This is a genomic window from Nocardia sp. NPDC059228 (assembly GCF_042754245.1).
Classification (GTDB): Bacteria; Actinomycetota; Actinomycetes; order Mycobacteriales; family Mycobacteriaceae; genus Nocardia.
Genome location: NZ_JBHZAL010000052.1, coordinates 25,952 through 34,499, shown reverse-complemented (window position 1 = coordinate 34,499; position 8,548 = coordinate 25,952). Strand labels below are relative to the sequence as shown.

Genomic DNA, 8,548 nt, shown 5'->3' with positions numbered 1-8,548 from the left:
GCCCCAACGCATTCCGTCAGCAATGGTCACCGACCGAGTTCGAGCAACAAATCCAACTCGCATAACCGGTGGGCCTGCAACCGGGGCCCAGTCACACGTTGAGTGCGGTGCGCCCGCGGTCCCTGCACATCCTTACGAAAGCGCGGCCGTCGGCCACGGTCGGCCAACGCACTGCACTGCAATGCCGACGGTCGTGCGGATCTCTTGGCCTCACACCTGGGTACAGGGTCGGAGATTTTCTTGCGGTGGCTCGACCGGGACGTTCCAGGGTGCGCGAACATTCGTTCGCCGGTTGTGCGCGGTAATCACTGCGCCTTCGCTGATTTGTTTATTTGCGTTGCCGTGCAACAGATTTCGTTAACTGCCCGATTTGCTGGACTTTCGTGAGTGGGGTTATCGTCGGCGGTAGCGAAGGGGAGTAGCTCCCCGGCCTCGGTGAATTTGCCGGGCGCCGGGCGGGCGGTCGACATGCTGGCGTTGGTGCGCCCGGCCGTCCACCGGACACCGTGACCCATACGGTGCCGGCGAGCGAGGCCTTCGGACCGACAGCCCTCAGGCCGGCCGAAGCATCCTTCTTTCGTGATCCTTCGGCCGGATGCCGACCCGAAGGACACCGATGATCCTCAACTCACCCCGCCCGGACACCGCCGAGGAGCGGTCCTGGCGCACAACACCTCGGCGGAGGATCTCCAGCGGCGGGTCGCGCAAGACCCGTTCGTCGCGGCTGACGTCGTGACGGCCGACATCGTCGAGATCGCGGCCGGGCAAGCCGATGATCGCCTGAAGTTCCTGCTCGACTGAGCGCCGATTCTCGCGCGCCTCGACCGCTGGTCTCCGAAAGACCAAGATGCCGTGGGCATCTGCCATGAGGCCGGCCGAACGCACCGAACTGCCGATGAGGTGATGGCTGGTGCTGTGGCTCCGACCCGTCGCCGTCGACCGAGAACTGTGTCAGCCGCATAAGCAACAGGCCCGTACCGGGGTGCCCGGTACGGGCCTATCACCTACCCCACTGCCATGGTCCGCGCACCGGGCTCACTAGAGCTTGCTTCAGTAGAGGGCGTCGGGATGGCCGCGGCGATTATTGGCCGGAGGCTGGCCGAACGCGCCATTATGCCGAATACCGGATGTGTAGTCGGCGGTGTCGTGGTCTCGGGGTGGCAGACAACCATGCTGACGGGAATCAAACCCCGCGGTCGAGCAGTCCCCTGGAAGCGCGCCGCACTGTGTGGCGCCGGCTAGGGCCTCAGAACGATTTTGCCGTGGGTGTGTCTGCGTTCGAGTTCGGTGTAGGCCTGACGAACCTGCGTCAAAGGGTAGACGTTCGCGATCGGGACTTCGAGGTGTCCGTCGGCGATCAGGCCGGCCAGTTCGGCGAGGACCTCGGCGCCCGGCCTGCCGTTGGGCCCGGGTTCGGTTTTGACCCCATACTTTGCGGCTGCTGGGAAATCGATGATGGTGTCGATCCGCTCGATTGCGACGCCGAGAGCGAGGGCCAGTTCGACGTACCCGTCGCCGTAGGTGTCGATGAAGGCATGGATGCCGCCCGGTGCGGCGGCCTTGATCCGGTCCATGACGCCGTCACCGTATGCGACGGGGATCACGCTGTGGCTTTGCAGCCACTCGTGGTTGCGCTCGCTCGCCAGACCGATGACCGTGGCTCCGGCACGGCGCGCGAGCTGGATGGCGAATGAGCCGACTCCTCCGGCGGCTCCGGATATGACGACGCTCTCGCCTTGCTCGAGCTGTACGGAATGCACTGCCCCCCACGCGGTCACGCCGGCAATGTACAGGGCGCCCGCCACTTCCCATGGGACGTTCTTCGGTTTGGGGGTGAGGTTGTCGACGTCGACGAGGACCAGCTCGGCCTGGGCGCTTCGCCGCTCGGAGAATCCGATCACCTCGTCACCGGGCGCGAATCGGCCGGCTCCGGCACCGATCTCGACGACGACTCCGGCGAGATCGCTGCCCTGTCCGGACGGAAAGATGGAGGGAAAGATGTCCGTCATCGCGCCGGTGCGTAATGCCGCCTCACCGGGGTTGATGCCTGCTGCTCTCACCTGCACGAGGACCTGCCCTTCCCCGGGCACGGGGCGGTCGACCTCCTCGATCCGCAGGACGTCGATTCCGCCGAATTCGTCGTACCTGACTGCCTTTGTCATTGTCTTGCTTCTCCTCTGGAGCGCTATGCGCGGCTGACTTCGAGAACGGGAATGGTTCGTACCGGCGTGCCCGTCACCAGGGCACCGTTCCGGCGTCGTCGAAGAATCCGCCGGTCGGTCCGTCGTCGGGCAGGGTCGCGAGGTGAATCGCAATCGCCGCCCCCTGCTGTGGTGTGCGGACGCCTTGGAAGCCGTTGAGATCGGTGGCGGTGAAACCGGGGCAGCCGGAATTGATCAGGATGTTGGTGCCGCTCAGTTCCTTGACGTATTGGATAGTGACGGCGTTGAGGAAGGTCTTCGAGGCCAAGTACGCAGTGGGAACCGGGCCCATGTCGATGCCGGGCGTGGTATGCAGGGCGAGCGAGCCGACACTGCTGGACATGTTGACGATCCGCGGTGAGGCCGAGGCGCGCAGCATAGGCAGCATCGCGTTGGTGACCCGGATGACCCCGATCACGTTGGTTTCCACGACAGCTCGCACGGTCGCGGGATCGACGGTGGTCGGTGTCTGCGGCGAACCTCCGGTGATCGCGGCATTGTTGACCAGAACATCGAGCCCTCCGGCATGGTCGGCGATCAACTCGGCCGCCGCGGCCACACTCGCGTCGTCGGTCACGTCGAGCGGCACGCCGAACGCATCGGTTCCAGCCGCGCGCAGCTTCGCCACCGCACTCTCGCGGCGTTCTCGATCCCGCGCGCCCACCCCGATTCGCCAGCCGAGCGCGCCCAGGCCCGCCGCGATCTCGTATCCGATTCCTTTGTTCGCGCCGGTCACCAGCGCGATCGTCCGTTCACTCATGCCGTCGATCATGTTGCGGACTCGGGTGGAGCGTCCAAGACCGGTCGGGTGGGCGGCGATACCGCACGGGTATTGATCGTGGTGAGCGCCGGATACGATGACACGGTGGAGACGCGGGAGTTGCGATACTTCGTCGCCGTCGCCGAAGAATTGCACTTCGGGCGGGCGGCACAACGGCTTTCGATGGCGCAACCACCGCTGTCGCGGGCGATCCAGCAGCTGGAACGTCGGCTCGGAGTCGTTCTGCTGCACCGCAGTTCTCGCGCGATCACGTTGACCAAGGCCGGGTCGGTGCTGCTGCGGGAAGCCCGCCTCGCCCTCGAAGCGGTCGAAGCCGCCGAGCGCCGCACCCGCCGCGCCGCTGCCGACCGGCCCTGCGTGGTGCTGGCCACCAAGGCAGGAGCGTCCAGCGAACTGTTGTCGAAGCTGCTGGACGCCTACGCCGCCGACCCCTGCGCTGTCGCGGTCGAGGTGGTGCTGTGCGGGCCCGGCGAACCGGAAAACCTGCTACGGAACGGGCGTGCCGACGTTGCTCTGCTCCTCCGGCCCTACGACACGACCGCCGGATTCGACACCGAGGACCTGCACACCGAACAGCAGGTCCTGGTCCTGCCCGCCGGGCACCCCTTCGCCAACCGGCCCCACATGTCGATGGCCGAGGTCAACGCCCTGACGGACCTTCCCCTGCCGCGCTGGCCTCGACCGGATGGAAGTTATCCGGACGGCCCCGGACCGCAGGTTCGCGACCACACCCAGTTGATCCAGCTGATCAGGCTCGGACGGGCCTGCGCGGTCATGCCCGAGTCGCTCCGAGCCCAACTACGCGACGATCACGCCATCGTGCCGGTGCCGGACGCGCCAGCCGTCACGACCGTCATCGCCTGGCCACCACACAGCAGATCCAAAGCCATCGCCGACCTCGTCCGTACGGCGATGCGCCTCTAGCCGATAGCATCGCAAATGCCGCGGACCGCGCTGAGCGAACCGGCCGGCGCCGAGACCGAGACTGCTCGCGGGTCAAAGCGTCCGCATCTGCCGAATTCCAGTGCGGGAAAACGTGCGTCGACGGTCCCGAGCTGTTCGCATGCGGGCGATTATTCCGCCGCCCCGGGACTTGGCCATGACCGCGATGCCGGGTCGGGGATTCGCCATGGCGGGTTCAGGCGATTGGCTCCGGCATGGAACAGGCAAAGACGGTGGCCGTCGGGATCGCGCAGCCATGCCTCTCGCCACAGCCACGACATGTCGGCGGGCAGGCTGTCGAAATCCACGCCCGCAGCGCGTAGCCGGGCGCATTGGTCGTCGAGGTCATCGGACTCGAAGTAGATGGACACCTGCGCGCCGCCGGGCACGGAGTCCACCAGCTCGACCGAAAACGTGCTGTCGCCCTCAGGACATTGGAACCGCAGGTAGTGGTTCTCTTCGACGATCAGCTGGAGTCCGAGCAGTTCATAGAACCGCTCGGACCGGCGCAGGTCGGTGGTACCGATCGTGATCTGATTCAGTCGCATCCGGCCACTGTGCAACCTCGACCGCGGTTCAGGTCAACCGTTCACGTGAGGTTGCGAGCGAGATCGATGTCTGTTGCCGCACAACCGATGACGCGGCCGCTTCGCCGATTCCGGTCGCACGCCACCGCTGCGCCCAGCCTGTTCAGCGGAAGAATTCGCGCAGTGCGCCGGCCACCGCGGGGACGTCGTCGGGGTGATGACGTTGTCCGGGCAAGGTGACGGTGCGGGCATCGGGCAGCGACCCCTGGAGCAGGTCAATGCTGGCCGTGCCGTAGGGATCGGTGATCTCGCCGGCGAGGAGAAGGGTGGGCAACTCGATGGCCGACCAGGATGCGATATCGGGGTCCATCGCCGTGAGGCATTCGAGATCGGCGACCAATCCGGGCGCGCGGACGGCGAGAGCGTCCGCGAGCGGTTGCAGGGCCGCGCGGGGAGGGACGGGATCGGTGATGGCGGTGAAGAATTCGATGATCGCGTCCTCGGGTCGTCCGCTGTCCATGTGGAGCCGAATCTTCTCGAGCGTCGGCGTCAATGGAGGGCCGGCGAGCGCGACCGGAGGCTCGTACAGTGCGAGACGCCGCACCATCGACGCATCCCGCCGCATCGCCTCCAAGGTGACCAGACCGCCCGCCGAGTGCCCGAACGCGAAAGCCGGTTCACCCACCGCGGCCAGGACCGCCGCCAGATCGGCGGCTTGCGCGGCGAACTCCGCTGGGCGCGGGCCATTTCCGCTCGATCCGTATTCACGTCGTTCGATCACGACGACCCGATAATCCGGAGCCAGCAGCCCGGCCAGCTCCAGATACGTGTCCAAGGTGACCAACGCACCGGGAACGATCACCAGCGCCGGCCCCGCCCCTTGCGTCTGAAAGGCAATGCGCGTCCCGTCGGCCGACACGACGCTCTCGATGCAAACCGCCATGTTTCGATCCTGACATACATCTGCGGGTCCGCAGCGAGACGAACCAGTCGCGCGGCCCGTCAGTGCAAACCCAACGTTATTCGCCCACAGCGCATTCCGACAACGGGCGAGACTCGCATGTCACTCGCGAACCAGATACACGGCCGCGCAGAACATCCTCACCGCATGTCGCGCTGACCGGACCGGCCAGCGTGTGGCATCTGAAGATCAACGAGCAGATCGCCGTACGGTCGCCGGCAGTGCGCGCTCATGCCGAGTTTCGCGTGTCCCACCCCGTCTGGGTGTGTCAGGGTTTGCTGGTCCGGGCATGGGTCGTCAGGCCGGGCAGGACGAGGGTGAGCCATCGAGCGCGGGCGGTATGTGGTTGGCCGGTCGGGGCGGCGGAGAACAGTAGGTAGATGTCGCCGACCGTCACGTCGGGGTGGATGTCGCCCGCTGCCTGGCCTGCTTCGATGAGAGTTGCCAGCGCGGTGGTGGCGCGGTCTTCCTCAGCCTTGGCGGCGGGGTCCGCGCCAAGGGCTTGTGCGGCGGCTTTGGCGGCTTGGTTGGTGGCGGTCAACTCGACGACGCCGGCCAGGAATCCGGTGATCTCATCCAGTGCGCGCGCTCCGGATTCCACACGCGCGCAAGCGGCCTCGGCATCATCGGCCACGTGGGTGACGTACTCGATGACCACGGCGGCAACCAGATCGGTCTTCGTCGGGAAGTGCCGGTACAAAGTGCCGACGGCGACCCCTGCCGCCGCGGCGATCTGGTCCATGCCGGCTTCGGGGCCGTGAGCGGTGATCTGTTCCCGGGCGGCGGACAAGATCTTGGTGCGGTTGCGGACCGCGTCGGCGCGCGGGGTTCGGGGCTGGGGCATGAAATGTCTCTCACGGTGGTCGATCGATACTTGCCAATAACGTGAACTGAGGTTCATCATAGAACATGAACCGCAGTTCATCTTACCGTTGGGAGGCAGCATGACCACCAAGACCGCTCTCGTCACCGGAGCCTCTTCCGGCATCGGCGAGGCCACCGCCCGCAAACTGGCCGACCTCGGCTACACCGTCTACGGCGCGGCACGGCGCATCGACCGCCTGCAGAAACTCGCCGACCACGCTATCCACCCGCTGGCCATGGACGTCACCGACGACGCGTCGATGACCGCGGGTATCGCACGGATCATCGGCGAGACCGGGCGTATCGATGTGTTGGTCAACAACGCCGGGTACGGCTCCTTCGGCGCGATCGAGGACGTGCCTCTCGATGAGGCCCGCTATCAGTTCGAGGTCAACGTCTTCGGCGCGGCGCGGTTGGCGCAGCTGGTGTTGCCACACATGCGCGAACAGCGTTCCGGCACGATCGTGAACATCACCTCCATGGGAGGCAAGATCTACACCCCGCTCGGTGGCTGGTACCACGGCACCAAGTTCGCCCTCGAAGGACTCAGCGACTGCCTGCGCCTGGAAGCACAGCCATTCGGGGTGAACGTCGTGGTGATCGAGCCCGGCGGCATCGCCACCGAATGGGGCGGCATCGCCGCCGATAACCTGCGCAAGGTCTCCGGCGACACCGCCTACGCTTCCCAAGCCCAGGCCGTAGCAACCTTATTGAGTTCGGAATCCAACGCCAGACGCAACTCTCCGCCCCAGGTGATCGCCGACGCGATCGGCAAGGCCGTCACCGCCCGCCGCCCCAGGACCCGCTACACCGTCGGCTTCGGCGCCCGCCCGCTGATCTTCGTGAAATGGCTTCTGCCCGACCGTGCTTTCGACGCGATCATCAAGCGCGCCACCGGAATTCGCGACTGACAGTTCCACGACCGACAGTAAACACACTCAATTGCCGCATACCGCGCTGACCGAACCGGCCAGCGCGGACCGCGCGAAGGTCAACGGGCCGAGGCGATCTGAGGCCAGCGGAACGTCCGCTACTGCCGATGAGCGTGCCCCGTGTGATCGATGCGGACGTTCGGTGGCGTCGCAGCGCCACTAAAAGAGGAAGATCAGGAACCCGAAGCAGCCCACTCCTACGTACAGGAGGGCCAGCAACAAAGCACCGATGAACACCGAGCAGCAGAAGAGCACCCGGACGAGCCGAGCCGTGCGATGCGCTGCTGGTCGAACCCCATCCTTTTTGCGAGGGGCAACCTCTACTTCGACGACACCCGCCTTGCTGGCCGCAATCCTCTCGAGGATCGCTTTGGTTCCGCCTCCATGCCCGACCTGTTCACTCGCACCCACGCCGCCAGATTGCCACAGAACAGGAAACCCAGTGGCTGATGGCAAGGCACTACATTGCCGCTGGTCGCGCTGACCGAACCGGCCAGCGCGGGCATCGGAAGATCAACGGGCAGAGCGTCGTACGGCCGCCGACAGTGCACGCAACTGCCGAATGCAGTGTGTCGCGTAGGTGGTTCCCTGTTCGGGCGGGATCGGACTCGGTGCATTCGTGATCACTTTGCCGTCTGCTGCGAGTCCGCGATCCCGGTGAGGATGCGGCGCAAGCCGTACGAGAACTGTTCGGCCGGGCTCAGGTCGGCGGATTCGGTCATGCGCGAAACCCGGGGATATGCGCCGCTTTCGATGATCTTGCGCATGTGGGGGGCGACGGCGGCGCGCCACTGGTCCTCGGTCTGACCGGTGCGCCGCTGGGTCTCTTTCTCGGCGAGTTCGCGTATGACCGCGCCGCGGACGTAGTCCCTGATGAGCCCGACGGCCGAGGCCGCGTCGGCGATGTCGGAGGTCAGCGGGGCGGCTGCGGTGAGGGCGTGTTCCAGGCCGCGCAGCCAATTGGGGCCGAGTGATGGTCGTGTGGCCAGTAGCGGGGCGAGCCAAGGGTGCCGTAGCCACAGCTCGCGCTCGTGGTGGGCGTACGCCTCGAGGTCGGCGCGCCAGTCTCCCGTCAGCGGCACGTGGTCGTTCTGTACCGCATCGGCCATGAGGTCGAGCAGGTCGTCGCGGCTGTCCACATAGCGATAGAGCGAGGTTGTGCCGGTCGACAGTTCGGTGGCAACGCGGCGCATCGACAGCGCGTCGAGCCCCTCGGCGTCGGCGATGGCGACGCACGCGTCCACGATGCGCTCCACGCTCAGGGCCTGCCTTTTCGACCGGTACGGCTCACGTTCCCAGATAAGCGACATGGACAGGAGTCTACAGAAGTGGATACAGTG

At 66.1% G+C, this 8,548-nt stretch carries 10 protein-coding genes; 4 read left to right on the top strand and 6 right to left on the bottom strand.

Going from position 1 to position 8,548, the window contains the following annotated elements:
• Window positions 1-579: 579 nt before the first annotated feature.
• Window positions 580-801, top strand: a complete 222-nt coding sequence (locus ACFXKA_RS39655) for a hypothetical protein (RefSeq protein WP_379431381.1) — start codon at window positions 580-582, stop codon at window positions 799-801.
• A gap of 437 nt (window positions 802-1,238) precedes the next feature.
• Here the strand turns inward: ACFXKA_RS39655 and ACFXKA_RS39650 are convergent, their stop codons facing one another.
• Both ACFXKA_RS39650 and ACFXKA_RS39645 read right to left on the bottom strand, forming a co-directional pair.
• A complete protein-coding gene (locus ACFXKA_RS39650; RefSeq protein WP_379431380.1) occupies window positions 1,239-2,162 on the bottom strand; it encodes an NADP-dependent oxidoreductase in 924 nt (307 codons plus the stop codon).
• A gap of 73 nt (window positions 2,163-2,235) precedes the next feature.
• Window positions 2,236-2,961, bottom strand: coding sequence for an SDR family oxidoreductase (locus tag ACFXKA_RS39645; protein ID WP_379431379.1), 726 nt, complete (start codon window positions 2,959-2,961; stop codon window positions 2,236-2,238).
• A 105-nt stretch (window positions 2,962-3,066) separates the two neighbouring features.
• On the opposite strand from ACFXKA_RS39645, the gene ACFXKA_RS39640 reads away from it, so the two are divergent.
• Window positions 3,067-3,906: a LysR family transcriptional regulator gene (locus ACFXKA_RS39640; protein WP_379431378.1), complete on the top strand. Its 840-nt coding sequence runs from the start codon at window positions 3,067-3,069 to the stop codon at window positions 3,904-3,906.
• Window positions 3,907-4,055: 149 nt separating this feature from the next.
• Here ACFXKA_RS39640 and ACFXKA_RS39635 read toward each other — a convergent pair whose 3' ends face one another.
• The 3 genes from ACFXKA_RS39635 to ACFXKA_RS39625 all read right to left on the bottom strand — a co-directional run bounded on the left by ACFXKA_RS39635 (window position 4,056) and on the right by ACFXKA_RS39625 (window position 6,256).
• Entirely contained in the window at window positions 4,056-4,472 is a 417-nt protein-coding gene (locus ACFXKA_RS39635; protein ID WP_379431377.1) for a VOC family protein, read from the bottom strand.
• A gap of 142 nt (window positions 4,473-4,614) precedes the next feature.
• On the bottom strand, window positions 4,615-5,394 hold the full coding sequence (locus ACFXKA_RS39630; RefSeq protein WP_379431376.1) for an alpha/beta fold hydrolase: 780 nt from the start codon (window positions 5,392-5,394) through the stop codon (window positions 4,615-4,617).
• A gap of 286 nt (window positions 5,395-5,680) precedes the next feature.
• Entirely contained in the window at window positions 5,681-6,256 is a 576-nt protein-coding gene (locus ACFXKA_RS39625; RefSeq protein ID WP_379431375.1) for a TetR/AcrR family transcriptional regulator, read from the bottom strand.
• A 100-nt stretch (window positions 6,257-6,356) separates the two neighbouring features.
• Here ACFXKA_RS39625 and ACFXKA_RS39620 point away from each other — a divergent pair, with 100 nt between their 5' ends.
• Both ACFXKA_RS39620 and ACFXKA_RS39615 read left to right on the top strand, forming a co-directional pair.
• On the top strand, window positions 6,357-7,187 hold the full coding sequence (locus tag ACFXKA_RS39620; RefSeq protein ID WP_379431374.1) for an oxidoreductase: 831 nt from the start codon (window positions 6,357-6,359) through the stop codon (window positions 7,185-7,187).
• Between the two features lie 150 nt (window positions 7,188-7,337).
• The gene (locus ACFXKA_RS39615; RefSeq protein ID WP_379431373.1) at window positions 7,338-7,658 is read left to right on the top strand and encodes a hypothetical protein; all 321 of its coding nucleotides are present in this window, start codon (window positions 7,338-7,340) and stop codon (window positions 7,656-7,658) included.
• Between the two features lie 173 nt (window positions 7,659-7,831).
• Here the strand turns inward: ACFXKA_RS39615 and ACFXKA_RS39610 are convergent, their stop codons facing one another.
• Window positions 7,832-8,518 carry a TetR/AcrR family transcriptional regulator gene (locus tag ACFXKA_RS39610; RefSeq protein ID WP_379431372.1) on the bottom strand — a complete coding sequence of 229 codons (687 nt, stop codon included), beginning with the start codon at window positions 8,516-8,518 and terminating at the stop codon, window positions 7,832-7,834.
• Window positions 8,519-8,548 lie beyond the last annotated feature (30 nt).

Coding starts and splice junctions, on each gene's coding strand:
- ACFXKA_RS39650 (WP_379431380.1), bottom strand. CDS start 2,162: ATGACAAAGGCAGTCAGGTACGACGAATTCGGCGGAATCGACGTCCTG.
- ACFXKA_RS39645 (WP_379431379.1), bottom strand. CDS start 2,961: ATGAGTGAACGGACGATCGCGCTGGTGACCGGCGCGAACAAAGGAATC.
- ACFXKA_RS39635 (WP_379431377.1), bottom strand. CDS start 4,472: ATGCGACTGAATCAGATCACGATCGGTACCACCGACCTGCGCCGGTCC.
- ACFXKA_RS39630 (WP_379431376.1), bottom strand. CDS start 5,394: ATGGCGGTTTGCATCGAGAGCGTCGTGTCGGCCGACGGGACGCGCATT.
- ACFXKA_RS39625 (WP_379431375.1), bottom strand. CDS start 6,256: ATGCCCCAGCCCCGAACCCCGCGCGCCGACGCGGTCCGCAACCGCACC.
- ACFXKA_RS39620 (WP_379431374.1), top strand. CDS start 6,357: ATGACCACCAAGACCGCTCTCGTCACCGGAGCCTCTTCCGGCATCGGC.
- ACFXKA_RS39615 (WP_379431373.1), top strand. CDS start 7,338: ATGCGGACGTTCGGTGGCGTCGCAGCGCCACTAAAAGAGGAAGATCAG.
- ACFXKA_RS39610 (WP_379431372.1), bottom strand. CDS start 8,518: ATGTCGCTTATCTGGGAACGTGAGCCGTACCGGTCGAAAAGGCAGGCC.